This window comes from Thioalkalivibrio sp. ALgr1, from assembly GCF_000378285.1.
GTDB lineage: Bacteria > Pseudomonadota > Gammaproteobacteria > Ectothiorhodospirales > Ectothiorhodospiraceae > Thioalkalivibrio.
On record NZ_KB905132.1, the window covers coordinates 1 to 25,302 of the forward strand.

General features: G+C 66.5%; 21 protein-coding genes and 3 tRNA genes. 6 read left to right on the forward strand and 18 right to left on the reverse strand.

Going from position 1 to position 25,302, the window contains the following annotated elements; genetic code table 11:
• From tuf to F466_RS0100020, 4 genes are all read right to left on the reverse strand, one after another.
• On the reverse strand, positions 1-1,181 hold a 1,181-nt coding region (gene tuf / locus F466_RS0100005), incomplete at its 3' end, for an elongation factor Tu (RefSeq protein WP_018993154.1).
• A gap of 66 nt (positions 1,182-1,247) precedes the next feature.
• Positions 1,248-1,323: transfer RNA gene (locus F466_RS0100010), tRNA-Thr, on the reverse strand.
• Between the two features lie 44 nt (positions 1,324-1,367).
• Positions 1,368-1,441 (reverse strand) — tRNA-Gly (locus tag F466_RS0100015).
• Between the two features lie 56 nt (positions 1,442-1,497).
• A tRNA-Tyr gene (locus F466_RS0100020) sits at positions 1,498-1,582 on the reverse strand.
• A gap of 208 nt (positions 1,583-1,790) precedes the next feature.
• Between F466_RS0100020 and pilB the strand changes: the two genes are divergently transcribed.
• From pilB to zapD, 5 genes are all read left to right on the forward strand, one after another.
• On the forward strand, positions 1,791-3,509 hold the full coding sequence (gene pilB / locus F466_RS0100025) for a type IV-A pilus assembly ATPase PilB (RefSeq protein WP_018993155.1): 1,719 nt from the start codon (positions 1,791-1,793) through the stop codon (positions 3,507-3,509).
• 51 nt (positions 3,510-3,560) lie between these two features.
• A complete protein-coding gene (locus F466_RS0100030; RefSeq protein ID WP_018137561.1) occupies positions 3,561-4,772 on the forward strand; it encodes a type II secretion system F family protein in 1,212 nt (403 codons plus the stop codon).
• A gap of 285 nt (positions 4,773-5,057) precedes the next feature.
• Positions 5,058-5,921, forward strand: a complete 864-nt coding sequence (locus F466_RS0100035) for an A24 family peptidase (protein WP_018138021.1) — start codon at positions 5,058-5,060, stop codon at positions 5,919-5,921.
• A gap of 4 nt (positions 5,922-5,925) precedes the next feature.
• Positions 5,926-6,537 carry a dephospho-CoA kinase gene (coaE, locus tag F466_RS0100040; protein WP_018138020.1) on the forward strand — a complete coding sequence of 204 codons (612 nt, stop codon included), beginning with the start codon at positions 5,926-5,928 and terminating at the stop codon, positions 6,535-6,537.
• A gap of 150 nt (positions 6,538-6,687) precedes the next feature.
• A complete protein-coding gene (gene zapD / locus F466_RS0100045) occupies positions 6,688-7,458 on the forward strand; it encodes a cell division protein ZapD (RefSeq protein WP_018649096.1) in 771 nt (256 codons plus the stop codon).
• A 22-nt stretch (positions 7,459-7,480) separates the two neighbouring features.
• On the opposite strand, the gene F466_RS0100050 is transcribed toward zapD, so the two are convergent.
• The 4 genes from F466_RS0100050 to F466_RS0100065 form a co-directional block, all read right to left on the reverse strand.
• Positions 7,481-8,482 carry a Nudix family hydrolase gene (locus F466_RS0100050; RefSeq protein WP_018993156.1) on the reverse strand — a complete coding sequence of 334 codons (1,002 nt, stop codon included), beginning with the start codon at positions 8,480-8,482 and terminating at the stop codon, positions 7,481-7,483.
• Positions 8,463-9,674 (reverse strand): bifunctional glutamate N-acetyltransferase/amino-acid acetyltransferase ArgJ, encoded by a 1,212-nt coding sequence (gene argJ, locus F466_RS0100055; protein WP_018993157.1) that lies wholly within the window; start codon positions 9,672-9,674, stop codon positions 8,463-8,465. The genes F466_RS0100050 and argJ overlap by 20 nt, the downstream gene beginning before the upstream one ends.
• A gap of 22 nt (positions 9,675-9,696) precedes the next feature.
• Positions 9,697-12,483 (reverse strand): preprotein translocase subunit SecA, encoded by a 2,787-nt coding sequence (gene secA, locus F466_RS0100060; protein ID WP_018993158.1) that lies wholly within the window; start codon positions 12,481-12,483, stop codon positions 9,697-9,699.
• A 115-nt stretch (positions 12,484-12,598) separates the two neighbouring features.
• Entirely contained in the window at positions 12,599-13,489 is an 891-nt protein-coding gene (locus F466_RS0100065; protein WP_018138015.1) for a M23 family metallopeptidase, read from the reverse strand.
• A 48-nt stretch (positions 13,490-13,537) separates the two neighbouring features.
• Here F466_RS0100065 and F466_RS0100070 point away from each other — a divergent pair, with 48 nt between their 5' ends.
• The gene (locus tag F466_RS0100070; RefSeq protein WP_018174837.1) at positions 13,538-13,966 is read left to right on the forward strand and encodes a DciA family protein; all 429 of its coding nucleotides are present in this window, start codon (positions 13,538-13,540) and stop codon (positions 13,964-13,966) included.
• A 26-nt stretch (positions 13,967-13,992) separates the two neighbouring features.
• Here F466_RS0100070 and lpxC read toward each other — a convergent pair whose 3' ends face one another.
• The 10 genes from lpxC to murD form a co-directional block, all read right to left on the reverse strand.
• Positions 13,993-14,916: a UDP-3-O-acyl-N-acetylglucosamine deacetylase gene (gene lpxC / locus F466_RS0100075; protein ID WP_081601195.1), complete on the reverse strand. Its 924-nt coding sequence runs from the start codon at positions 14,914-14,916 to the stop codon at positions 13,993-13,995.
• A 122-nt stretch (positions 14,917-15,038) separates the two neighbouring features.
• Positions 15,039-16,196, reverse strand: coding sequence for a cell division protein FtsZ (gene ftsZ / locus F466_RS0100080; RefSeq protein WP_012983557.1), 1,158 nt, complete (start codon positions 16,194-16,196; stop codon positions 15,039-15,041).
• Between the two features lie 91 nt (positions 16,197-16,287).
• A complete protein-coding gene (gene ftsA, locus F466_RS0100085) occupies positions 16,288-17,523 on the reverse strand; it encodes a cell division protein FtsA (RefSeq protein ID WP_018993159.1) in 1,236 nt (411 codons plus the stop codon).
• Between the two features lie 23 nt (positions 17,524-17,546).
• On the reverse strand, positions 17,547-18,269 hold the full coding sequence (locus tag F466_RS0100090) for a cell division protein FtsQ/DivIB (RefSeq protein WP_018993160.1): 723 nt from the start codon (positions 18,267-18,269) through the stop codon (positions 17,547-17,549).
• Positions 18,270-18,328: 59 nt separating this feature from the next.
• The gene (locus F466_RS0100095; protein ID WP_018138010.1) at positions 18,329-19,270 is read right to left on the reverse strand and encodes a D-alanine--D-alanine ligase; all 942 of its coding nucleotides are present in this window, start codon (positions 19,268-19,270) and stop codon (positions 18,329-18,331) included.
• Positions 19,267-20,226 carry a UDP-N-acetylmuramate dehydrogenase gene (gene murB, locus F466_RS0100100; RefSeq protein ID WP_018993161.1) on the reverse strand — a complete coding sequence of 320 codons (960 nt, stop codon included), beginning with the start codon at positions 20,224-20,226 and terminating at the stop codon, positions 19,267-19,269. The genes F466_RS0100095 and murB overlap by 4 nt, the downstream gene beginning before the upstream one ends.
• On the reverse strand, positions 20,223-21,659 hold the full coding sequence (gene murC / locus F466_RS0100105) for a UDP-N-acetylmuramate--L-alanine ligase (protein ID WP_018993162.1): 1,437 nt from the start codon (positions 21,657-21,659) through the stop codon (positions 20,223-20,225). Before murC ends, murB begins: the two co-directional genes overlap by 4 nt.
• Complete coding sequence (gene murG / locus F466_RS0100110) at positions 21,656-22,756, reverse strand: undecaprenyldiphospho-muramoylpentapeptide beta-N-acetylglucosaminyltransferase (protein WP_018138007.1); 1,101 nt, start codon at positions 22,754-22,756, stop codon at positions 21,656-21,658. Before murG ends, murC begins: the two co-directional genes overlap by 4 nt.
• Positions 22,753-23,955, reverse strand: a complete 1,203-nt coding sequence (gene ftsW, locus F466_RS0100115) for a putative lipid II flippase FtsW (RefSeq protein WP_018138006.1) — start codon at positions 23,953-23,955, stop codon at positions 22,753-22,755. The genes murG and ftsW overlap by 4 nt, the downstream gene beginning before the upstream one ends.
• On the reverse strand, positions 23,952-25,298 hold the full coding sequence (gene murD / locus F466_RS0100120) for a UDP-N-acetylmuramoyl-L-alanine--D-glutamate ligase (RefSeq protein ID WP_018993163.1): 1,347 nt from the start codon (positions 25,296-25,298) through the stop codon (positions 23,952-23,954). Before murD ends, ftsW begins: the two co-directional genes overlap by 4 nt.
• Positions 25,299-25,302: the final 4 nt, after the last annotated feature.

Sequence of the window (25,302 nt, forward strand, 5' to 3'; positions counted from 1 at the left end):
ATCTTGGATACGACGCCGGCGCCGACGGTGCGGCCGCCTTCGCGAATCGCAAAGCGCAGACCATCTTCCATCGCGATCGGGCTGATCAGCGACACGGTCATCTTCACGTTGTCACCCGGCATCACCATCTCGGTGCCTTCCGGCAGCTCCACCGAACCCGTCACGTCCGTCGTGCGGAAGTAGAACTGCGGGCGATAACCATTGAAGAACGGGGTATGACGACCACCCTCGTCCTTGCCCAGGATGTACACCTCGGCCTCGAAATGCGTGTGCGGGTTGATCGAACCCGGCTTGCACAGCACCTGACCACGCTGCACTTCGTCGCGCTTGGTACCACGCAGCAGAATGCCCACGTTGTCGCCCGCTTCGCCCTGGTCCAGCAGCTTGCGGAACATCTCGACACCGGTGACCGTGGTCTTCTGGGTGTCGCGGATACCGACAATCTCGATTTCCTCGCCCACCTTGACCACACCGCGCTCGATACGACCGGTCACCACCGTGCCGCGGCCGGAGATCGAGAACACGTCCTCCACCGGCATCAGGAAGTCGCCGTCCACGGCGCGTTCCGGCTCCGGAATCCAGGTGTCCATCGCTTCGACCAGCTTGTAGATCGCCGGCGCGCCCACTTCGCTCTCGTCACCTTCCAGCGCCTTCAGCGCGGAACCGGTGACCACCGGGGTGTCGTCGCCCGGGAAGTCGTAGGAAGACAGCAGGTCGCGCACTTCCATCTCGACCAGCTCGAGCAGCTCGGGGTCGTCGACCATGTCGGCCTTGTTCAGGAACACCACGATGTACGGCACACCAACCTGACGCGCCAGCAGGATGTGCTCGCGGGTCTGCGGCATCGGGCCATCGGCCGCGGACACCACCAGAATCGCGCCGTCCATCTGCGCCGCACCCGTGATCATGTTCTTCACGTAGTCCGCGTGCCCAGGGCAATCCACATGCGCGTAGTGACGAATGTCGGATTCGTATTCCACGTGCGCCGTGGCAATCGTAATCCCGCGCGCCTTCTCTTCCGGCGCATTGTCGATCTGGTCAAACGCACGGGCTTCACTGCCGTACTTCTTGCCCAGCACCGCCGTCATCGCCGCCGTCAGCGTGGTCTTGCCATGGTCCACATGACCAATCGTCCCCACATTCACATGCGGCTTCTTACGCTCGAACTTTTCCTTGGACATCTCTCGCTTCCCCGGATCGTGACGCTTTCACAAGCGACGCAGGTTGTACGCTGACTTACACAAAATTGGAGCTCATGACCGGATTCGAACCGGTGACCTCTTCCTTACCAAGGAAGTGCTCTACCGACTGAGCTACATGAGCCTGACTTACCTGGCCAGGGCCGGACCCGAACCGTTCGGATCAACTGGAGCGGGTGATGGGAATCGAACCCACATCATCAGCTTGGAAGGCTGAGGTTCTACCATTGAACTACACCCGCAGAACCCTGGCTTGCCGAACCACCGCCCGCTACAGGCCGCTGGCTTGAAAACCCGATGGTGGAGGGAGGAGGATTCGAACCTCCGAAGGCTGAGCCAGCAGATTTACAGTCTGCCCCCGTTGACCGCTTGGGTATCCCTCCTCGATCAAGCCGCGTATTCTGAACCAGCGCGAAGCACAGCGTCAAGCGGGGATTGCATCCCGCTCGCAGATCACGCGGACACGCGCGCGTGTCACTCATTATCTACCTATGATTTCCGGTCATACGGTGCGCCTGACGGTTTCCATTCCACGACAGACGCACGTAGAGTGTGCCTATTCAGGATTTGAAGATTCGCGCGTAGAGGCCCATGCCCAACACGACAACGGCGCCCCGCCTGCCGGGTCTGGCCAAGCGTCTCGTGGACGCCGGCCTGATTGCGGAAGATATCGCTGCCCAGATCGCCGAGGAATCGCGCGCTCAGCAGACCCCTTTGATGCCCCTGCTGGCCAGCAAGGGGCAGGTCTCCGAGGCTCGCCTGGCCGAGGCCGCGGCCGAGGAGTTCGGGCTCCCGGTACTGGATTTGTCGTGCTTTGATCCCGACCTGCTGCCCAAGGATCACCTGAACGAGAAGCTGATCCAGAAACACCACGCCCTGCCGATCATGCAGCGCGGCAACCGCCTGTATATCGCGGTCTCCGACCCCACCAACCTGGGGGCCACCGACGAATTCAAGTTCGCTACCGGGATGCCGGTGGAGGCCGTACTGGTCGAGGGGCACAAGCTCGACCGCCTGATCGAAAGCGCCCTGAGCGCTGCCTCGTCGCTGATGGACGATCTGGGCGACGACGACCTGGAGAACCTGGCCATCGAATCGGGTGGCGGCGATGACGGCGACACGTCGGATGCCGGGGACGCGGTGGACGACGCACCCGTGGTGCGCTTCGTCAACAAGGTGCTGATGGACGCCATCAACCGCAAGGCGTCGGACATCCACCTCGAACCGTTCGAGAAGGATTTCCGCGTGCGCTTTCGTATCGACGGCGTGCTGCACGAGATCGCCCACCCGCCGAACACCCTGGCGCCACGCATCACCGCGCGGGTCAAGGTCATGTCACGCATGGACATCGCGGAGCGGCGGGTCCCGCAGGATGGACGCATCAAGCTGAAGCTCTCGCGCACGCGCGCGATCGATTTTCGTGTCAGCACACTGCCCACGCTGTACGGCGAAAAGATCGTAATGCGTATCCTCGACCCGAGCAGCACCCAGATCGGGATCGATCAGCTCGGCTACGAGGAACACCAGAAGGAGGCCTACCTCCAGGCGCTCAAGCGACCCTACGGGATGATCCTGGTCACCGGCCCGACCGGCTCGGGTAAAACGGTGTCGCTGTACACCGGCCTCGGGATCCTGAACACGGCCGACCGCAACATCTCCACCGCGGAAGACCCCTCGGAAATCAACATGCCCGGGGTCAACCAGGTCAACGTGAACCCGAAGGTCGGGCTGACCTTCGCCAGCGCGCTGCGCGCCTTCCTGCGTCAGGATCCGGACGTGATCATGGTGGGCGAGATCCGCGACCTCGAGACCGCGGAGATCGCGATCAAGGCGGCGCAGACAGGGCACCTGGTGCTCTCCACGCTGCATACCAACGATGCCCCGCAGACCCTGACCCGACTGGCGAACATGGGGGTACCGCCCTACAACATCGCCTCCTCGATCCTGCTGATCATCGCGCAGCGCCTGGCGCGCCGACTGTGCACGAACTGCAAGGAACCGGAGGATCTCCCGGAGGAGGTCCTGCGCAAGGAGGGCTTCACCGACGCCGACATCCAGGCCGGGGTAACGGCGTATCGCGCGGTGGGCTGCGATCAGTGCACCAACGGCTACAAGGGGCGGGTCGGCATCTATCAGGTCATGCCGATCAGCGAAGAGATGCAGCGCGGGATTCTGGAGGGCTACAACTCCATGCAGCTGGCTCAGCAGGCCGCAAAGGAAGGAGTCGAGGATCTGCGCCGCGCCGGCCTGGTAAAGGTTCTGGCGGGGATGACCAGCCTCGAGGAAGTTAACCGCGTGACCAAGGACTAGGGAGACGCCGGAAGGGCTCCGGTTCGGGTCACCAACACAGGGGGACAGTAGATGGCCGATTCCGGGACAATCTACGCTTGGGAAGGACTGAACAAGAACGGCGACCGGGTCAAGGGCGAGACCCCGGCCGACAGCGAAGCCGTCGCACGCTCCGAACTGCGCAAGAACGGCATCAATGTCGTCAAGATTCGCAAGAAGCCGAAGTCGCTGCTCTCCGGGGGCAAGAAGAAGATCGTCCCCGCGGACATCGCCTACTTCCTACGGCAGATGACCACGATGCTGCAATCCGGCGTGCCGCTGGTACAGGCCTTCGAGATCGTCGGCCGCGGCAACGAGAAGCCGGCGATGCGCGATCTCGTGCTCAAGCTCAAGGCCGACGTCGAGGGCGGCGAGACCTTTGCCGCCGCGCTGGCCAAGCAACCCAAGTACTTCGATGATCTGGTGGTCAACCTGGTCGAGGCCGGCGAGCAGGCGGGGACGCTCGAGACCCTGCTGGACAAGGTCGCCACCTACAAGGAAAAGACCGAGGCCCTGAAGGCCAAGATCCGCAAGGCCATGTTCTACCCGGCGGCGGTCATTGTGGTCGCAATCGTGGTTACGGCCATCCTGCTGATCTATGTGGTCCCGCAGTTCGAGGCGCTGTTCCAGGGTTTTGGTGCGGACCTGCCGGTCTTCACCCGCATGGTGGTCGACCTCTCGGATTTCGTGCAGTCCTGGTGGTGGCTGATCCTCGCGATCATGGTCGCGATCGGCTTCGCCTTCGTACAGACCCGGCAACGCTCACCCCGGTTTGCGCGTTTTCTCGATATCGCAATCCTGAAGGCCCCGGCCTTCGGTCCGATCCTGCGCAAGGCCGCGATCGCCCGCTTCGCGCGGACGCTGTCCACGATGTTTTCGGCCGGTGTACCGCTGGTCGATGCCCTCACCTCGGTCTCCGGCGCCACGGGCAACGCGCTGTATCGCGAGGCCACGCTGCGCATGCGCGACGAGACCTCGGCCGGGGCACAGCTGCAGTGGTCGATGCGCAATACCGGGGTCTTCCCCAACATGGTCGTGCAGATGGTCGCGATCGGCGAGGAATCCGGCTCGCTGGACTCGATGCTGGCGAAGGTCGCGGACTTCTACGAGGCCGAGGTGGACAACGCCGTGGACAGCCTCTCGAGCCTGCTGGAGCCCCTGATCATGGTCGTACTCGGCGTACTGGTCGGCGGCCTGGTGATCGCGATGTACCTGCCCATCTTCCAGATGGGTCAAGTCATCTAGGGAAGCCCTGACCAATGTACACACTCGCGTTGGTACCCCAGGTTTTCCGAGACAAGGCGCGCCGTGCAGCGGGTAGTGGTTCTACCCGCAAGCGGCGCAACGCAGGATCGGGGAACCTGGGGTTCCAACCCCACCAATCATTCAATGCAGGGGCTCGGCCGCTTTTGCGCGCGCACGGCGTTGCGGCTCCCTTGTGCAGAATGACTGCACGGCAGTCGCCGCGCCTTGTTCGCACGCAAAAGCGACTCGAGCGCGAGCGTGCACATTGGTCAGGGCTTCCCTAGGATGCTCGGCACGGAAGAACTCCTGCCCCTGTCCTGGGCAATCGCGGTCGCAGCGGTATTCGGGCTGCTGATCGGCAGCTTTCTGAACGTGGTCATCGCCCGGCTGCCGGTGATGCTGGAGCGCGGCTGGAACGCCGAGGCACGCGCAATCCTGGAACAGGAGCCCCCGGCGGACGACACCCCGTTCGACCTGCTGCGCCCGCGTTCGCGCTGTCCCCAGTGCGAGCGGCCGATCCGCTCGTACGAGAACATCCCCGTGCTCAGCTTCCTCTGGCTGCGCGGGCGCTGCCCAGGCTGCGGCACGAGCATCAGCTGGCAGTATCCGCTGGTCGAGATCCTCACCGCAGTCCTGTTTGCCCTTACCATCTGGCACTTCGGAGCCGACACGACGGCGCTGCTGGCGCTGATCTTCACCGGCGTTCTGATCGCCGCCGCCGGGATCGACGCGCGCACCACCCTGCTCCCGGACCAGCTGACCCTGCCGTTGCTCTGGCTGGGGCTGCTGGTCAATATCCCGGGCACCTTCACCGATCTGCAGTCGGCCGTGATCGGAGCGACCGCCGGTTACCTGGTGCTTTGGCTGATCTTTCACGGCTTCCGCCTGGCCACCGGGAAGGAGGGCATGGGGTATGGCGACTTCAAGCTGCTCGCCGCACTGGGCGCATGGCTCGGCTGGCAGGCCCTGCCGGTAATCCTTCTGCTGGCTTCCCTGGTCGGGGCGATCGTCGGCATCCTGCTAATCCTGCTGCGCGGGCGCGACCGCAACATCCCGATCCCGTTCGGGCCGTATCTCGCGGCCGCCGGGTGGCTGGCACTGATCTGGGGCGATACGCTGGTGGCGTTCTACTTCCCACAGGGGCTCTAGTGTCATGCGGCGGGTCGGACTGACAGGCGGGATTGGCTGCGGCAAGAGCCGCGTCGCCGGGTTGTTTGCCAGCCTGGGGGTACCGGTGCTCGACGCCGACCGGATCACCCGCGAACTGCAAGAGCCGGGACACGACCTGCATGCCGCGATCGTTCAACAGTTCGGACCAGGGGTACTCGATGCGCGGGGACGCCTGGATCGCGGGGCCCTGCGCACACGGGTCTTCGCACAACCCGACGAGCGCAAGGCGCTGGAGGCGCTGGTCCACCCCGCGGTGCACGCAGAACTGGAACGCCGTCTGCGTGATCTGCCAGACACCAACGGCTATGCGCTGATCGTGGTGCCGCTGCTGTTCGAGGCCGGGTGGGAGCACGAGTTCGACCCGGTCATCGTGGTCGACTGCAAGCCGGAGGAACAGCTCGAGCGCGTCACCCATCGCGATGGCCGCACCCCGGCCGAGGTGCAGGCCATCATGGACTGCCAGTTGAGCCCGGACGAGCGCCGCCAGCGCGGCGACCGGGTGATCACGAACGACCGCACGACCACGGACGAGGATCTGCGCCAGCAGGTGTCCGGCCTGCACGATGAGCTGCGAGCCGTAACGGGGCATGGCTAGCCACATGCATCCGGGCCGCAATAAGGGGAGAGATTGCGCACCGACTCCGATTGCTGACAAGGACGGGTGGAAAGTCGCCCCCTGAATACTGGATACTGCCAAGGTCGTGTTGCCCCGCAACACCGAGAACCCAAGCCGGACGGGCCGCCCGTGACCCAATTGCTCACCTTCGAACAACCGCTGCACGAACGCGTGCGACTGCTGTTGCGTCTGGAGGCGCTGGCCCAGCGGTTCGGGGATGCCCTGGAGTCCGGCCGGCCTTTTGACCACCATGAGGCCCTGGTCTCGCTGGTCGACATCTATGCCCTGGTCACCCGCGTCGACATCAAGCGCGAACTGATGGGCGAGATCGAGCGCCAGACTGCCAACCTCAACCGACTCACGCACCAGCCGGGCGTCGACCCGGAGCGGTTCACCGAGACCATGCAGGCGCAGAAACGCCTGCACTCCGCCCTGGAAGAACAGGCCGGGGCGCTGGATCATCGGGTGCGTGGCAACGAATTCTTCAACAGCGTGCGCCAGCGCATGGCGCTACCCGGCGGGGCCTTCGATTTCGACCTGCCGATCTACCATCACTGGCTGGCCCAAAGCTCCCCGGAGCGCACCGCACTACTGCTGGAATGGTTCGAGCCATTGAACACGGTAGCCGAGGCGACCATCCAGGTCCTGTCCTATATGCGCCGCTCCGGGCGCTCGGAGTCCGCCATCGCCGAAGACGGCTATTTCGAACGCAGCCTGGACACGAGCCATGCATGGCAGCTGATCCGGGTCAGTGTCGATCCCGATCTGGGGTACTACCCGGAGATCAGCGCAGGACGCCAGCGCTTCACGGTACGTTTTTTCTCGCCCGAGGATTTCCGCAGCCGCCCCATCCCCGCCGCGCAGGACATCGAATTCCGGCTGTGCTGCTGTGCCCTGTAAGCGAGTTTAACGGATTCACTTCTCAAACCGCCGCTTCACCGGCCTCCATGCCCAGCAACCCCCGGATGGCCGCGATCCCCTGGGCTCCACAGGTCCGCGCCTGATCCAGATCGGACGCACGCATCCCGCCCAGGGCATAAACCGGGACACCGGCCTCGCGCACCTGCGCGGCGAATTGCGCCCACCCCATCCCCGGCACGCCGGGATGGGAGACCGTGGAATGCACCGGACTCAGGACAGCCAAATCCAGCCCCAGCCGGGCGGCCTCAGCCAGCCCTTCGGCGTCATGCACCGAAGCCGCAACCAGACCCGAAACCGAAGGGCGTTCGTCCAGCGCACGCCAGCGCCGCTCGGGGAGATGCCATCCGATACCGGACAGGTCCGCGACCCACTCCCAGGGCGCGTTGGCCAGCAGCGGTATCCCGCGAGCGCGGGCAAATCTGTGGAGTGGTTCGACCAAGGCGCGGTAGTCCGCCCGCCCCAATGACGGCGCCCGGACCTGCAGCATCGCGCCGTCCATATCCACCAGCGCTGCCTGGACCTGCTCAACCACGGCCGGGATCTCGGCCCGCACCGCAGGGGATGGCGTAATCAAGTAGCGCTGCGGCAGGACCAGGGCCTGGAACATCGGGTGATTGGCAGCGGGGAAATCCGCGGGGTCCAGGGTGGCCGGGTCGCGCCAGGCCCATTCCTGCCCCTCGCGGCCATGCACCTCGCCGGACCAGTCCGTTACCCGGAACACGCGCAGGGCCACGGAACACTCGGCAAAGTCATGGCGCACAGTCAGACACTGAACCCCGGCGCGCACGACAATCCCCAGCTCTTCGTGCAACTCGCGCACCAGCCCGGCAAAGGCGCTCTCGCCGGCATCGATCTTGCCGCCCGGAAACTCCCAATAGCCAGCCAGGTGCCGGCCGGCCAGACGACGGCTGACCAGCACGCGGCCCTCGGCATCGAGGACCAGCCCCACCGCAACCTCCAGCGGCGGAGTGGTAACGACCGGCTCAGGACCGGTATTCGGCATTGATACGGACGTACTCGTGGGAGAAGTCGCAGGTGTACTTGCGGGCCACGGCCTGTCCCCGGCCCAACGCGATCCGGATTTCGATCTCGTCCTGCGCAAAGGCCTGCTGCCCGGCCGCTTCGGTGTAGTCCGGGGAACGCCCGCCGCCGCGGACAATCTCGACGCCATTGACGGTGATGGCGACCTGCTCGATCACCAGGTCCGCGACGCTGGCGCGGCCGACCGCGGCCAGGATGCGCCCCCAATTGGGGTCGGAAGCGAACAGGGCGGTCTTGACCAGCGGCGACAGGGCCACGGTCTCGGCCACCCGGGCGGCTTCGGCCTCGTCACGGGCCGACTCCACCGCCACGGTCACGAACTTGGTCGCCCCCTCGCCGTCGCGCACGATCGCCTGCGCGAGCTCCAGGCACAGATCTCCGAGTGCGCGCATGAAGGTCTCGCGGTCCTCGGCCGTTGCCAGCGTCGCACTACTGGCGCCCGAGGCCATGCAGACGACCGCATCGTTCGTGGAGGTGTCGCCATCCACCGTAATGGCGTTGAAGCTGGCCCCATTCGCTTCGCGCAGCAAAGGCAACAGTTCGGCTTCGGTGATGGCGAGATCGGTCCCGATGAACCCGAGCATCGTGGCCATGTTCGGGTGGATCATCCCGGAGCCCTTGGCGATCCCGGTCAGCGTCACGGTACCGCCCGAGAGCTCGATACGGCGACTGCCGCCCTTGAGCACGGTATCGGTGGTCATGATCGCGCGGCCCGCCTGCATCCAGCCATTCGGTACCAGCGCCGCATGCAGTGTGGGCAGGGCCTTGGTGATCCGCTCGACCGGTAGCGGCTCGCCGATCACGCCGGTGGAGAAGGGCAGCACCGCGCGGACATCACCACCGACCACTGCGGCGACCGCCTCGCAGCAGGCCCGCGCAGCGGCCAGCCCCGGCTCCCCCGTTCCCGCATTGGCGTTGCCCGCGTTAATCAACAGCCAGCGGCCAGGGCGCGCGGACTGGTGTTCACGGGCCACGACGACCGGGGCGGCGCAGAAGGCGTTGGTGGTATAGAGCGCGGCAATGGTGGCATCCGCGCCGGCATCGATCAGCACCAGGTCGTCGCGCCCGGCATAGCGGATGCCCGCCGCGGTAGTCGCCAGACGGATACCGGGCACCGGCAGCAATGTGTCCGGTGGTTGCAGCCCAACGGCCATATTCACGTGCTCCCGTATACGTTCAGAGCTTGCCGTGGCACTGCTTGTACTTCTTGCCCGAACCGCACCAGCAGGGCTCGTTGCGGCCGAGCTTGGGGCCCTCGCGACGATAGGGGGTGTCACCACTGGCCACCGGCTCGCGCTCCTCCGCCCCGGCGTCCAGCGCACTGTCCGGGTTCTCGTGCTGGAAGTTCATGTCGGACTCGGCCGGGGCCTTTTTCTTCGGCTGCAGCGCCTCGACCTCTTCGGGCGAGCGCAGCTGGATGCGCAGCAGATACTTGATCACGTCGTGCTTGATGCGTTCCAGCAGGGACTGGAACATCGCGAAGGCTTCCTTCTTGTATTCCTGCTTCGGGTTGCGCTGGGCGTAGCCTCGCAGCCCGATGCCCTGGCGCAGATAGTCCATCGCGGCCAGATGTTCCTTCCACTGGGTATCCAGCACCTGCAGCATCATGTCGCGCTGCAGCCGGTTCATCGTGGTCTCGCCCAGCTGCTCGCGCTTGCCGGCAAGAAGCGTGCGGGCGTGCTCGATGATCCGTTCGCGCAGCGGCTCTTCGTGCAGGTCGTCCTCATCCTCCAGCCACTGCTTCACGGGCAGATCGATCCCGAATTCGCCGTTGAGTGCCTGCTCCAGACCCTCGACGTCCCACTCGTCCTCGATGGAGCCGGGCGGGATGTACTCGCTGATCTGGGCATTGACCACGTCATTGAGCAAGGCCTCGATCGTGTCGCTGATGTCCTCGGTGGTCAGCAACTCGGCGCGCTGTTCGTAGATCACCCGCCGCTGGTCGTTGGCGACGTCGTCGTACTCCAGCAGCTGCTTGCGGATGTCGAAGTTGTGCGCCTCGACCTTGCGCTGGGCATTCTCGATCGCGCGCGAAACCCAGGCATTCTCGATCGCCTCGCCCTCCTTCATGCCCAGGCGTTGCATCAGCCCGCGCACGCGCTCGGAGGCGAACACCCGCATCAGGTTGTCTTCCAGCGAGAGGAAGAAACGGCTGGAGCCCGGGTCGCCCTGACGCCCGGAACGGCCGCGCAGCTGGTTGTCGATGCGGCGGGACTCGTGGCGCTCGGAGCCGATGATGTGCAGACCACCGGACTCGAGCACGGCATCGTGGCGCTTCTGCCAGTCCGCCTTGATCTGCTCGCATTTCGCGGTGTCGTCCAGGTCCACTTCGGCCAGCTCGGCGTCCAGCGACCCACCCAGCACGATGTCAGTCCCGCGGCCGGCCATGTTGGTGGCCAGCGTGATCGCGCCCGGGCGTCCGGCGTGGGCAATGATCGCGGCCTCGCGCTCATGCTGCTTGGCGTTGAGCACCTCGAACTTGATCCCGGTCTTTTTCAGCGCCTGGGCCAGGCGCTCGGAGCTTTCCACGGAAGCGGTACCCACCAGTACCGGCTGTTTCCGTTCGACGCACCACTGGATCTCCTTGATGATCGCCTCGTACTTCTCTTCCTGGGTCAGGTAGACAAGATCCTGCATGTCGTCCCGCACCAGCGGCTTGTTGCCGGGCACCACGACAACCTCGAGGCCGTAGATCGTCTGGAACTCGTAGGCCTCGGTGTCCGCAGTACCGGTCATGCCGGCCAGTTTCTCGTACAGGCGGAAGTAGTTCTGGAAGGTAATCGAGGCCAGGGTCTGGTTCTCGCGCTGGATTGGCACGCCTTCCTTCGCCTCGATCGCCTGGTGCAGACCCTCGGACCAGCGCCGACCACCCATGATGCGGCCGGTGAATTCGTCGATGATCTGGACCTTGTTGTCACGCACCAGGTAGTCCACGTCGCGGTGGAACAGGGCGTGGGCGCGCAGCGCGGCATTCAGGTGATGCAGGACCTGGATCGCGCCGGCGTCATACAGGGACTGGTGCTCTTCCAGCAACCCCTCCTCGCGCAGCAACTGCTCGGCCTTCTCGTGCCCATCCTCGCTCAGAAAGACCTGCTTGGCCTTCTCATCGACGTAGTAGTCGCCCTCGCTCTCCTCGTCTTCCTGACGAGTGAGCTGGGGCGGGAGCTTGTTCATCCGCTCGTACAGTTCGGAGCTGTCACCACTGGGACCGGAGATGATCAGCGGGGTCCGCGCCTCGTCGATCAGGATCGAGTCAACCTCGTCGACCACCGCGAAACTGAGACCGCGCTGCACCCGCTGGTCGGCGGAGAACGCCATGTTGTCGCGCAGGTAGTCGAAGCCGAACTCGTTGTTGGTGCCGTAGGTGATATCCGCGGCATAGGCCTCGCGGCGGGTCACCGGACGCAGGTGGTCCATCCCGCCTTCTTCGGCCTTGTACTCGGGGTCGTACAGATACGAGGCGCTGTCCACGCCCAGCCCGCCGGAGGAGTTGACCACGCCAACGCTCAACCCCAGGGCGTGATACAGCCGGCCCATCCACGCGGCATCGCGGCGGGCCAGGTAGTCGTTGACCGTGACCACGTGCACACCATCGCCGGACAGGGCGTTGAGGTAGGTAGGGAGCGTGGCGACCAGGGTCTTGCCTTCACCGGTACGCATCTCGGCGATGCGCCCGTCGTTCAGCACCATGCCACCGATCAGCTGCACGTCAAAATGGCGCATGCCAAGGGCATGCACACTCATGGCTCGGCAGACCGCAAAGGCCTCCGGCAGCAGCTTGTCGATGGACTCGCCGTCCTGGGCGCGCTTGCGCAGCTCCGTGGTCTTGTGTTCCAGCTCCTGGCGCGGCAGGGCCTCGGTGGCTTCCGCGAGGGCGTTCACCTGCTCGACCTGCTTGCGATAGCGCTTGATGATGCGGTCGTTGCGACTGCCGAAGAACTTCTGTACGAGCTGCTTGACCATAGGGATCCGCTTGAGGGGGCTTGTATTAAGAGCCAGCCGTTGTCCGAAACCTATCTAGGATAAACCATCCGCCCACCACCTGCGCGGGGGGCGGGTGCCGGAGAGGGTTTCGGATTCAGTCGTCGCTGGGCAGGAAGTCGTAGGGGTTAACGGCCTGGCCCGCCTTGAGGACTTCGTAGTGCAGGTGCGTATCCGTGGCACGGCCCGTGCGGCCCATGCGCGCAATGGTGTCGCCGGCATCCACGCGCTGCCCCGGCTCCACCAGCAACTCCGAGTTGTGCGCGTAGCGGGTGCGCAGACCACCCCCGTGATCGATCTCGACCATCTTGCCGTAGGCATCGCGCTTGCCCGAGAACACCACGATTCCACCACCCGCGGCCCGGATATCCGAACCATGGCTGCCGGCGAAGTCCATGCCGGAATGGAAGCGCCGGGCGCCGGTAAACGGGTCATTGCGGTACCCAAAGGCCGAGCTGATCCAGGCCTCGTCGTCGACCGGCATCAACTGCGGGCGCAGGGCCTCGCGCGAGGCATCCTCGCGCAGTGTGTCGTCGATCAGGGCCACCGAAGCCTGGTGTCGATGGAGCAGGCGCTCCAGGGCGTAGAGGCGCTCATCCATCGCAATGGGTGAATCCGGGCCCTCCAGTTCGGGGCCACCCTGCCCCCCCATCGCGGGCATCAGCTCGGACAAATCCAGGTCAAGGCTCTCACCCACCGAGCGCATGCGCAGGTCGACGCGGGCGAGCTGGCGTTCGAGGACCACCACCCGTTCGGCCAGGTGTTTCAGGCCCTCGTGCGCAACCTCGCGCTCGGCGGCCTCGATCACCGCCTGGTCGCTTCCCGGTACCACCGGTACCTTGATGACCTCGCGCTGCTGCTGTCCCACCCAGTAGGCGGCGGCGACTGCGGCCACGACCAGGGCGAGCAGGGTTACGGAAAGGACAAGGGTGATGCGAAACGGGAGGCGGGTACAAAGGCCATCCGGTCGTAGTACGATCAGTTGCATGCGTTTCTCAATTACTCTTGTACTGTCGGGCTTCGTGGAGGCACGTCGATGATGCCGCGCCCCGCGAACCGCTTTGTCGCGGCGAATCTGAGCGTCCTCAGCGACCGCGATCGGGAGCTGGAACGCGCCCTCGCCCCACTGGTGGGGGAGGAGCTACAGCGCGGACGCCTGGCGCTGACCCGGCAGGGAGAGACCCTGATCGCGGTCTGCGCCGATCGCCCACTGGCGACCGAGATCCGCTTCCAGCAGCGCGAGCTGCTCAAGACGCTCGCGGCGGCCGGCATCGAAGGCACCACCGAGGTGCGCATTCGACTCGACAGCACGCCACGTGCACCGCAATCCAAACCGGTCGCGGTTCAACGCGAGATCCCGGAGTCGGCCCGCTCGCTACTGATGCAGACCGCGCGCTCGATCGGCGACCCGGAGTTGGCCGGGGCGCTGGAACGCCTGGCGGCGCTACCGCCGCAGGGGCGCTAGCCCCCGCAGCGCAGGACAGGACCGCCCTAACTGCCAGCGATCGTGGGCGCCAGCTGCCCGAAGGAGATCGGCAAGCGCTCCGAGGGGTCCTCGAAGGTGACCTTTTCCCAGGCCGTCTCGTCCGCCGCGAGCTGGCGAATCAGCTGGTTGTTCAGCGCATGCCCGGACTTGTGCCCGGTAAACGCGCCGATCAGGCTGTGCCCCAGCAGGTACAGATCACCGACCACGTCGAGGATCTTGTGTTTGACCAGCTCGTTGTCGTAGCGCAGGCCGTTCTCGTTCAGGATCTTGTAGTCATCGAGCACCACCGCGTTGTCCAGGCTGCCACCCAGCGCCAGCTGGTTGGCGCGCAGGGCCTCGATATCGCGCATGAACCCGAAGGTCCGGGCACGCGAGACCTCCTTCACGAAGGAGGTGGACGAGAAGTCCAGCTCGGCGCGCTGGCTTCCGTCGGTAAACATCGGGTGTTCGAAGTCGATGCAGAAACCGACCTTGAACCCGTCATAGGGGTCGAAGCGCACCCATTTGTCGCCCTCGCGGACTTCCACGCTGCGCTTCACCCGGATGAATTCCTTGGGGGCGTCCTGTTCCTTGAGCCCGGCGGACTGCAACAGGAACACAAACGGTCCGGCACTGCCGTCCATGATCGGGACCTCGGCGGCACTGACATCCACGTGCAGGTTGTCGATGCCCAGCCCCGCGATCGCGGAGAGCAGGTGTTCCACGGTCGAGACGCGCACGTCTCCCTTTACCAGCGTTGTCGACAAACGCGTGTCGCCCACGTTCTCCGCCCGAGCCGGGATCTCGACGACGGGATCCAGATCGCTCCGGTGGAAGACGATCCCGGTATTCACCGGCGCCGGTCGCAGCGTAAGCACGACCTTTTCCCCGGTATGCAGCCCCACGCCTGTGGCCCGGATGCTGTTCTTGAGCGTTCTTTGTCGAATCAACGCGTATAACCTCTTGCTTTTTCAGGTGCAAAGTGGAGCCCGGGGCCCTCCCGGGCTCCTCATGCACACAACGATTACCGCATTATTGCAAGTTTCCGCCCTCCCTGCATGCGGCCCCCTGCTCAGTCGGCTTGTTTGCGCAGAAAGGCCGGGATATCCAGCACATCAATGCCTTGCTGCTGGTTGTAGTCGACCGCGAGGTTGTCCCCGCCGCGACGCTTCACCGTCGGCTGGTCGAGGTCCACCTCGACGTCGGAGCCGACCGCACGCTTGGGCTGGGCATCGACCACACGCACCTGCGGGCGTTCCTGCTGGGCCGTCTGGGCACCGAGGCCGGTGGCCACCAGGGTCACGCGCAGTTCGTCACTCATCTCGGGGTCGATCACGGTACCGACCACCACGGTCGCATCCTCGGACGCCAGGGCTTTCACGGCCTCGCCGACCTCCTCGAACTCGCCGATTCCGACATCCATGCCCCCGGTGACGTTCACCAGGATCCCGCGGGCACCGGAGATATCGACATCCTCCAGCAGCGGGCTGGCGATCGCGGCCTCGGCGGCCTGACGCGCACGGTCTTCGCCGGTACCGGTGCCGGTACCCATCATCGCCATACCCATCTCGCGCATCACGTTGCGCACGTCGGCAAAGTCGACGTTGATCAGGCCGGGACGGGTGATCAGCTCGGCGATCCCCTGCACCGCACCGAACAGCACGTCGTTGGCGGCCTTGAAGGCATCCAGCAGCGTGGTGTTCTTGCCCAGCACGGTCAGCAGCTTCTCGTTCGGGATGGTGATCAGCGAATCGACCTGCTCGGTCAGCGCCTTGATCCCGGACACGGCCACCTGCATGCGCTTCTTGCCCTCGAACGGGAACGGCTTGGTGACCACCGCGACCGTCAGGATGCCCATCTCCTTGGCGATCTGTGCGACTACCGGGGCCGCACCAGTGCCAGTACCGCCACCCATACCGGCGGTAATGAACACCATGTCCGCACCCTGGAGCAGGTCCTGGATGCGCTCGCGGTCCTCCAGGGCCGCCTCGCGCCCGACCGACGGATCGGCCCCGGCACCCAGGCCCTTGGTGATGTCGCCGCCCAGCTGCAGCAGCGTCTTGGAGTCCAGGCTCTTCAGGGCCTGGGCATCGGTATTGGCGCAGATGAAGTCCACGCCGTCGAGTTGCGAGTGAACCATGTGCTGTACGGCATTGCCGCCACCACCCCCAACACCAACGACCTTGATCGTGGCGTTCTGGCTAAAGGTATCCATCAGTTCGAACGTCATGGCTGCGTCCTCTCGGTTCGTGTGTACATGTCAGTTGTTTGCCTATGGCCGGAGAGCGGTCCGACCCCCATAAACCCGGTCACTCTGATCATCAGAGCTGCCCGGAAAACCAGCGCTTCATGCGCGCCCATACACCCTGGAAGCCGCTACTCACGGGCCGGGCCTCCTGCTCCGCACGCGACTCGCGGGCGTAGAGCAAAAGCCCCACCCCCGTCGCGTGGATCGGGTTTTTCACCACATCCAGGAGCCCGGTGACGCGCTGCGGCACCCCCAGGCGTACGGGCATGTGGAAAACCTCTTCGGCGAGATCCACCACACCTTCCATTCGGGACGAACCGCCGGTGAGGACCACCCCGGCGGCAATCATTTCCTCGGTACCGCTGCGGCGCAGTTCCGCCTGCACCAGCTGCAGCAGCTCCTCGTAGCGCGGCTCGACCACGGAGGCGAGCGTCTGGCGCGACAGCCGCCGTGCAGCGCGATCGCCGACACCGGGGACCTCGATGGTCTCGCCCGGGTCGGCCAGCGTGCGCAACGCGCAGGCGTACTTGATCTTGAGTTCGTCGGCGTACTGGGTCGGCGTGCGCAGGGCGACCGCGATGTCGTTGGTAACCTGATCGCCAGCGATCGGGATGACCGCCGTGTGCATAATCGCGCCGTGGGCAAAGACGGCGATGTCGGTGGTGCCACCGCCCACGTCGACGAGGCACACCCCCAAATCCTTTTCGTCCTCGCTGAGCACCGAGTAGCTGGAGGCGAGCTGTTCGAGGATGATGTCGTCCACCCGCAGCCCGCAGCGCTCCACGCACTTGACGATGTTCTGCGCCGCCGAGACCGCGCCGGTGACCAGGTGCACCTTGGCCTCCAGGCGTACCCCGGACATCCCGATCGGCTCGCGGATGCCCTCCTGCTCGTCGATGATGTATTCCTGCGGCAGCACATGGAGGATGCGCTGATCGGCCGGGATCGCGATCGCGCGGGCAGCATCGATCACCCGGTCGACGTCGCCGGCGACCACCTCTCCGTCCTTGATCGCGACCACGCCGGTGGAGTTGTAGCTCTTGATGTGAGAGCCGGCGATCCCGGTGTAGACCGAATGGATCTCGCAGCCGGCCATCAGCTCGGCCTCCTCGACCGCGCGCTGGATCGACTGGACGGTGGACTCGATGTTCACGACCACGCCCTTCTTCAGCCCGCGCGACGGGGAGGAGCCGATGCCAATGATCTCGATCTCGCCCTCGTCGGTCAGCTCGCCGACGATCGCCTCGATCTTCGAGGTGCCGACATCCAGGCCGACGATCAGTCCGGGTTCCGACTTCTTTGCCATCATCTTTCTGCGTCCTGTCGTTCGTGTCATCGGGCGTTGCCGCCGTTGTTGTCCGCTTCTTCGGCCCAGGCCACAGCCAGACCGTGCGGATAGCGCAGATCCACTCGCGCAATCGGGGCGTCCTCGCGCGCCCTCAGGGCCGGCGCCGCGCGTACCAGCTGGCCCAGCCGGTTCAGATTCACGTCGCGGCCCATCAGGACCTCGGCCCCGTCGGACAGGTGTATGGTCCAGTCATGCCGCTTGCCCTCGTGCACGCCCACCACCTCGAAACCGGCGTCGGCCAGGCGCGCGGAGACCTCCAGGTAGCGGTGCATCAACACCACCTGACGGCCGTCCTCGCCGGCCAGTGCCGGCAGGAAATCCCATTCGGCGAGATCCACCGGCCCGAACAGGCGCCCATGGCGGTCGACCAGGTGGTCGTCGCCCCACTGGGCCACCGGGACCGGCTCGGTCACGTGGATCTCCAGGGTGTCCGGCCAGCGCCGACGCAGTTGTACGCTGTCCACCCAGGGCATCGCCTGCAGCTCCCCGCGCAGCACCTCGAGGTCCGTACCCACGAAACCCGGTGCATGCGCCCGTACCCGCTCGAGAATCACGTCCGTGTCGGCGTGACGCGGCTCGCCGGTAATCTGGATGGAGCCGATCGGCAGATGCTGATCCGGGTCGAAGTGCAGCCATAGGCTGAAGCCCAGCACCAGCGCCCCGGCCAATCCCATGCCGGCGAGCAGGCGTAGCCCCGGCCCGGTCATAGCCTGTAGCCGCGACGGCCCAGAGGGCCGCCGCGCGGGTCGCGTTGTACGTCGCGCGTTCAACGCAGCCCTCCGCATTCAAAGCTGGAATCGAGGATGCGCAGGCACAGCTCGTCGAAGTCGATGCCCGCCTGCGCGGCGGCCTTCGGCACCAGCGAGTGGTCGGTCATGCCGGGGATGGTGTTGACCTCGATCAGGAAGTTCTCGCCGTGTTCGTCCTGCAGGATGTCCACCCGGCCCCAACCGCAGCCCTCGAGGGCAGCAAAGGCGGCGATGGCCAGCGACTGCAGCTCCAGCTGCGCACTGCGCGACAGGTCCGGGGGCGGGCACAGGTAGCCGGTATCGTCCGCCTCGTACTTCGCGTGGTAGTCGTAGAAACCGCTCGCCGCGCGAATCTCGATCACCGGCAGGGGCTCGTTGCCGAGCACCGCAACCGTGTACTCGCGTCCGGTGATCCACTGTTCGGCGAACACCTGGCCCGGCTGCACGCGCGCCGCATCAAAGGCGGCCGGCAGGTCTTCAGCACGATCGACCCGGGTGATGCCCAGGCTGGAGCCACCGCGCGCGGGTTTGACGATCAGCGGCAGGCCGAGGGCATCCGCCACCGCCTCCGGATCGAAGCCCGGTGTCAGCAGGCGATACGGCGCACTCGGGAGGTTCGTGCCCGCCCAGAGGCGCTTGCAGGCCAGCTTGTCCATACCCAGCGCCGAACCGAGGACCCCAGTCCCGGTATACGGCATGCCGGCCATGTCCATACAGCCCTGCAACGTCCCGTCCTCGCCGCACTCGCCATGCAGTGCGATGAACACCCGGTCGTAGCCCTCCAGCGCCATGCACCGCGCCGTCTCGCGGGTAAGGTCAACGGCATGGGCATCGACGCCCTGGCGGCGCAGCGCCGCCAGTACAGCGTTGCCACTCTTGAGCGAGATGTCCCGCTCGCCGGACCAGCCGCCCATCAGGACCGCCACGCGCCCGTATTCTTCCGGTTTGCGCCTGCTCATTGCCTTCCCTCGATTGTCTCGTCCATGGGGCGCGGTCGACCCAGCAGCCGCACCTCGGGCTCCAGGCACACACCAAAGCGCCGCTCCACCTCGCTTTGGGCGTGGTGCAGCAGCCACTCGATGTCGGCGGCCTGCGCCGCGCCATCGTGGGTAATGAAATTCGCGTGCTTGGGGGAGATCTCCGCGCCACCGTGGCGCAGCCCCTTCAGTCCCGCCGCCTCGATCAGGCGCGCAGCGTGATCACCAGGCGGATTGCGGAACACCGATCCGCACGACGGCAGACCCAGCGGCTGCGTGCGCGAGCGCTCACGCAGCAGCTCCTTGATGCGCGCCGTGCCGGTGGCCGGATCGCCCGGTTCCAGCTGCAGCACGCAGCCGGTAAACCACTCTTCCGGACCCTCGACGCTGCGATAGCCGATGCGGTACTCGCCCGGCTCACGCTGGTGCTCCTGTCCGTCGGCATCCACGGTGGACACCGACTCGACCAGCGGCCAGATCTCGCCGCCCCAGGCCCCCGCGTTCATGCGCAAGGCACCGCCCAGGGTGCCCGGTATGCCGGCCAGAAATTCACCGCCCACAAGTCCCTGGCGCGCACAGAAACGGGCGGCCTGGGCGCAGGCGAGCCCTGCCCCGAGCCGCACGCGGTTGCCCTCCAGGCGCTCGCGTTCGTTGAGCACCCCGGACAGGTGGACCACCAGGCCTTCGATGCCGCCGTCGCGGATCAGCACGTTGCTGCCCAGGCCCAGGAAGGTAACCGGCATCGCGGGGGCATGACGGGCGTGATCCGCCAGCGCCGACACGAGATCGGCCCGGTCCACCGGCCGGAACAGCCAGTCGGCCGGACCGCCCACACGCCAGGAGGTCAGCCCCGCCAGCGGGGCATCGGGCCGTACCTCGCCCCGAGGGGCGTGGGCGAACGGGCCGTTCACCGGTTCCACCGCGCGCGCCGCCATCATGTCGTACTCCCGGGGCGTTTCATCGCTCCCAGCTGGTCCGGCAGCAGGCTGGCCAGCCGACCGATATCGCCGGCCCCCTGGGTGATCACGACATCGTTCGGCTTCAGCATCCCGGACAGGACCTCGGCGACGTCGGCCGCATGCTCGACGAACACCGGCTCGACCTGCCCGCGCAGACGGATCGCCCGCGCGAGGCTGCGGCCATCGGCGCTGGGGATCGGTTCCTCGCCGGCGGGATAGACCTCCAGCAGGATCAGCACATCGGTCTCGGACAGGGCCTCGGCGAAGTCCTCGAACAGGTCGCGGGTGCGGGTGTACCGGTGCGGCTGGAACACGGTGATGCGCCGCCGGTCGGGCCAGGCGTCGCGCGCCGCGGCCTGGGTCGCCTCGATCTCGCGCGGGTGATGGCCGTAGTCGTCGACCAGGGTCAGCGGGCCCTGCGCGGTCTCGAGCTCCTGCACCTGGAAGCGCCGCCCGATCCCCTGGAAGCGCTCGAGCGCCGCCTGGATCGCCGCAGGGGCAACCTCCAGTTCGTGCGCGACGGCCGCCGCTGCCAGGGCATTGAGCACGTTGTGCCGCCCGGGGAGGTTCAGCGTGACCGGGAACGCGGCCTGCCCGGGCAGCTTCAGGTCGAAGAACATGCGCACGCCTTCCTGGCGCACGTTCAGGGCGCGCACATCGGCTTCCGCCTCGATGCCGTAGGTCAGGCGCGGGCGCTCCAGTTCGGGATAGAGATCGCGCACCTGCGGGTCGTCCGCGCACAGCACGGCGATGCCGTAGAACGGCAGGTGATGCAGGAACTCGAGGAAGGTCGCGCGCAGGTTGCCGAAGTCGTTGCCATAGGTGCCGAGGTGGTCGGCATCGATATTGGTCACGATGCTGATCATCGGCTGCAGGTGCAGGAACGAGGCGTCGCTCTCGTCGGCCTCGGCCACCAGATAGTCGCCCGCCCCCAGATTCGAGTGACTGGCCGTGCTGTTCAGGCGCCCGCCGATCACGAAGGTGGGGTCCATACCGGCCTCGGCGAGCACGCTGGCCACCAGGCTGGTCGTGGTGGTCTTGCCGTGGGTACCGGCCACGGCAATGCCGTAGCGAAAGCGCATCAGCTCCGCCAGCATCTCCGCGCGGCGCACAATCGGGATCCCTCGGCGGCGGGCCGCCTGCACCTCGGGGTTGGAGGGATCGATTGCGCTGGAGACGACCAGCACATCGGCCTCGGCGACGTTTTCTTCGGTATGCGCGGGTGACACCGGGATGCCCATGCCCGTCAGTCGCGCGACCATCGCCGACTGCCCGAGATCCGATCCGGAGACCTCGTAGCCCAGCTGATGCAGAACCTCGGCGATCCCGCTCATGCCGGAGCCACCGATCCCGACACAGTGAATGCGGCGGATGCGGCGCATCGCGTGGCGGGGCAGACGCGGGGCATTCATGAGTTCTTCCTCCCGCGCCGGGCATGGGCCATCTCCAGGCAGGCCTCGGCCAGACGCTCGGCAGTGTCGGGGCAGGCCTGTTCGCGGGCCAGCCGGGCGCGCTCGCGCAGGGCCTCGCGGCCCAGCGGACGTACGATCTCGGCGACCCGCTCTGGCGTCAGATCGGTATCGGCCAGGCGCCAGGCCGCACCCGCCTCGACCAGAGCACGGGCATTGGCGGTCTGGTGATCATCAACCGCATGCGGATAGGGCACGAACAGGGCCGGGACACCGGCCGCCGCGACCTCGGCCACAGTCAGCGCCCCGGCCCGGCAAATCACCAGATCCGCCCAGCCATAGGCCTCGGCCATGTCTTCGATAAACGGGGTCACCTCGTATTCCAGCGCGGTCTCGGCATAGGCCGCGCGGGCCTCATCCAACGTACGCTCCCCGGCCTGGTGGCGAATCACCATCGGCTGCGCGTCGCGGGCCTGCTCGAGCCCCGCCGGCACCATGCGGTTCAGCGAGCGCGCCCCAAGGCTGCCACCCAACACCAGCACCCGCAGCGGGCCCGAACGCTCGTCGAAGCGCTGCTCCGGCTCCGGCAACGCGGCGATCTCCGCACGGACCGGATTGCCCACCACGGTCACGGTGTGACGCTCCGGGAAGGCGTGATCGAAGCCCGCATAGACCCGGTCCGCGATGCGCGCCAGCCAGCGGTTGGTCAGGCCGGCGACGGCGTTCTGCTCATGGATCGCCAGGGGGCGCCCCAACGCAGCGGCCATCAGGCCGCCGGGGCCGGCCGCAAATCCGCCAAAGCCGATCACCGCGGCCGGACGCAAGCGGGTAATCAGGGCCAGCGCCGCCCACAGCGAGATCCCAAGGCGCCAGGGCGCCAGCAGCAGTCCCGCCAACCCCTTGCCGCGCACGCCGCTGATCGGGAGGGTGTGCAGCTCGATGCCCGCCGCAGGCACCAGACGCGTCTCGATCCCGCGCGCGCTGCCCAGCCAGAGGACCTCGACGCCACGGGCGCGCAGGGCGTCGGCGACCGCCAGCCCCGGGAAGACGTGTCCACCGGTACCGCCGGCCATGATCAGGATGCGCAGGGGATTGTTCATGCCCGCCCCCTCTTGCGCCGCGGCGCTGTCGACTGGCGCGGGGCCGGGATCTGCGCCTCGCGATAGACCCGCATCACCAAACCGATCGCCATCAGCGTGACGATCAATGAACTGCCGCCGTAGCTGAGAAATGGCAGCGTCATACCCTTGGTCGGCAGCAGCCCCATGTTCACCGCGAGATTGAGCGCACTCTGCAGCGCCAGCCAGATCGCGACACCAAAGGCCAGGTGCGAACCAAATGCATGCCCGGCACGCTCCGCCCAGAGCCCAATCTTCACGCAGCGCCAGACCACGACCGCAAACAGCGCGATCAGTGCGATCACACCGATAAAGCCAAACTCCTCGGCGAAGACCGCGAACAGGAAGTCGTTATGGGCCTCCGGCAGGTAGAACAGCTTCTGCACGCTGTTGCCCAGACCGGCACCGAACCAGCCGCCAGACCCGATCGCGATCAGCGACTGGGTCAGCTGGAACCCGGTCGCGAACGGGTCCTGCCAGGGGTCGAGGAATGCGGTCAGGCGCGCGACCCGGTAGGGCGCAGCCACTGCGACGAAGGCCATACCCACCGCGATGGTCGCGCCGAGCGCGGCGAACTGCCACAGCTTGGCGCCGGCCAGGAACAGCATGCCCATACCGATCGCCAGCATGATCGCCGCGCCACCAAAGTCAGGCTGCAGAAGCAGGAGTACTGTCCCGAAGCCCAGCACGACCAGCGGGCGGACAAAGCCGCGCAGGTGCAACCGCAGGGTCGAGTAATGACGCACGATGTAGCCGGCCAGGTACATGACCACCAGCAGTTTCACCGGCTCGGCCACCTGGAGGTTGAACATGCCGATCGGGATCCAGCGGGTCGCGCCGTTCACGGTTCGGCCCACGCCCGGGAGCAGGACCGCAATCAACAGCACCATGACCAGGATCAGCAACCAGGGACCGGCGCGCTCCCAGCGCTCCAGCGGGATCGCCCACATCACGGTCGCCAACGCCAGACCGATGGCGGCGAACAGGACCTGGCGCTGGAAGAAGTGCCAGGTGTTGCCATAGTAGCGCTCGCCCAGGTCCATCGAGGCCGAGGCGACCATGATCAGACCGAGCCCCAGCAGCAACGCGGCCGCGGCCAGCAGCGGCAGGTCCACGCTGTTGCGCAGTCCATCGAGCGAGTCGCGCGAGGGCAGTCCGAGGGGCAGCGATCCGGTACTCATGCCGCTCGCTCCCGCACGGCCCGCGCGAAGTCGTTGCCGCGGGCCTGATAGTTCTCGTACATGTCGAGGCTCGCGCAGCCCGGCGAGAGCAGCACGGTGTCTCCGGGCTGCGCCCAGGCCGCGGCCTGTGCCACGGCGGCGGTCATGTTGTCCACCCGCTGGACCGGCACCACCGAGGCCAGGGCCCGGGCAATCAGCGGAGCATCCTCGCCGAGCAGCACGACGCCCCGGACCTTGCCGGGCACGTAATCCGCCAGCGGCGAGAAATCCTGCCCCTTGCCCTGCCCACCGGCGATCAGCACCAGAGGCCCCGGCGTACCCCGTAGCGCGGCCAGGGTCGCGCCCACGTTGGTGCCCTTGGAGTCGTTGACGTAGTCGACCTCGGCCACCCGCGCGATCCACTGCGAACGGTGCGGCAGGCCCGCGAAGTCGGCCAGCGCAGCCAGCGCCTCGCTACGCGCCTGCGTTGATTCCAGCCACGGCCAGGCCAGCGCCAGCGCGGCCAGGGCATTGGCCCAGTTGTGCTGTCCGCGCAGACGCAGGCGCGCGGTGGACAGCAGGCGTTCCTCGCCACGCACCAGGTCCGGCTCGGCCGCGCCCGTCGTCACGCCGAAGTCGGTCGCGGCCAGCGGGGCATCCAGCCCGAACGAGACCACGCGCAGACCGGCCGGCAGGGGCAGCTCGCGCAGCCAGGGGTCATCGCGATTGAGCACACCGCGAGCGGCACGGTCGAGGATGCGGGCCTTGGCCTGGATGTACGCGGCCAGATCCGGGTAGCGATCCATATGGTCGGGCGAGATATTCAGGATCGCGGCGCCATCCGGCACCAGGTGCTCGCTGCGTTCGAGCTGGAAGCTGGACAGCTCCAGGACATAGACCTCCACCGCCGGGTCCAGGAGGTCCAGCGCCGGGGTGCCGAAGTTGCCGCCGATCGCGACCTTGCGACCTGCGGCTGTCAGGATCTCGCCCACCAGGGCGGTGACCGTGCTCTTGCCGTTGGAGCCGGTGATCGCAATGACCGGGGCCTGCGCCACTGCCGCAAACAGGTCAATGTCGCCGGTGATCGCCGCGCCAGCGACCCGGGCCTGTTCGACGGCCGGGTGTTCCAGCGGGACCCCCGGCGAGACGATCAGGCGGGCATAGCCGGAGGTATCAAGACCGTCCAGCGGTCCGGCCCAGGCCTCGGACAGCCACGCGGCGGCGGCCCCGGCCGCCAGGGCCGGTGGGTCGCGGCGCGTGTCGGTGATCGCAAAGGCCTCGCCGCGCGCACGCAGGAATCGGGCGACGGACTGCCCCGTCGCTCCGGTTCCCACGATCAGATTGTGCGGCTGTGGCTTCGACATGGCG

Excerpts from the sequence above, each read along its gene's own strand:
- pilB (WP_018993155.1), top strand. The coding sequence starts at position 1,791 with ATGCCCAACACGACAACGGCGCCCCGCCTGCCGGGTCTGGCCAAGCGT.
- F466_RS0100030 (WP_018137561.1), top strand. The coding sequence starts at position 3,561 with ATGGCCGATTCCGGGACAATCTACGCTTGGGAAGGACTGAACAAGAAC.
- F466_RS0100035 (WP_018138021.1), top strand. The coding sequence starts at position 5,058 with ATGCTCGGCACGGAAGAACTCCTGCCCCTGTCCTGGGCAATCGCGGTC.
- coaE (WP_018138020.1), top strand. The coding sequence starts at position 5,926 with ATGCGGCGGGTCGGACTGACAGGCGGGATTGGCTGCGGCAAGAGCCGC.
- F466_RS0100050 (WP_018993156.1), bottom strand. The coding sequence starts at position 8,482 with ATGCCGAATACCGGTCCTGAGCCGGTCGTTACCACTCCGCCGCTGGAG.
- argJ (WP_018993157.1), bottom strand. The coding sequence starts at position 9,674 with ATGGCCGTTGGGCTGCAACCACCGGACACATTGCTGCCGGTGCCCGGT.
- secA (WP_018993158.1), bottom strand. The coding sequence starts at position 12,483 with ATGGTCAAGCAGCTCGTACAGAAGTTCTTCGGCAGTCGCAACGACCGC.
- F466_RS0100065 (WP_018138015.1), bottom strand. The coding sequence starts at position 13,489 with ATGCAACTGATCGTACTACGACCGGATGGCCTTTGTACCCGCCTCCCG.
- F466_RS0100070 (WP_018174837.1), top strand. The coding sequence starts at position 13,538 with ATGATGCCGCGCCCCGCGAACCGCTTTGTCGCGGCGAATCTGAGCGTC.
- ftsZ (WP_012983557.1), bottom strand. The coding sequence starts at position 16,196 with ATGACGTTCGAACTGATGGATACCTTTAGCCAGAACGCCACGATCAAG.
- ftsA (WP_018993159.1), bottom strand. The coding sequence starts at position 17,523 with ATGATGGCAAAGAAGTCGGAACCCGGACTGATCGTCGGCCTGGATGTC.
- F466_RS0100090 (WP_018993160.1), bottom strand. The coding sequence starts at position 18,269 with ATGACCGGGCCGGGGCTACGCCTGCTCGCCGGCATGGGATTGGCCGGG.
- F466_RS0100095 (WP_018138010.1), bottom strand. The coding sequence starts at position 19,270 with ATGAGCAGGCGCAAACCGGAAGAATACGGGCGCGTGGCGGTCCTGATG.
- murB (WP_018993161.1), bottom strand. The coding sequence starts at position 20,226 with ATGATGGCGGCGCGCGCGGTGGAACCGGTGAACGGCCCGTTCGCCCAC.
- murC (WP_018993162.1), bottom strand. The coding sequence starts at position 21,659 with ATGAATGCCCCGCGTCTGCCCCGCCACGCGATGCGCCGCATCCGCCGC.
- murG (WP_018138007.1), bottom strand. The coding sequence starts at position 22,756 with ATGAACAATCCCCTGCGCATCCTGATCATGGCCGGCGGTACCGGTGGA.
- ftsW (WP_018138006.1), bottom strand. The coding sequence starts at position 23,955 with ATGAGTACCGGATCGCTGCCCCTCGGACTGCCCTCGCGCGACTCGCTC.
- murD (WP_018993163.1), bottom strand. The coding sequence starts at position 25,298 with ATGTCGAAGCCACAGCCGCACAATCTGATCGTGGGAACCGGAGCGACG.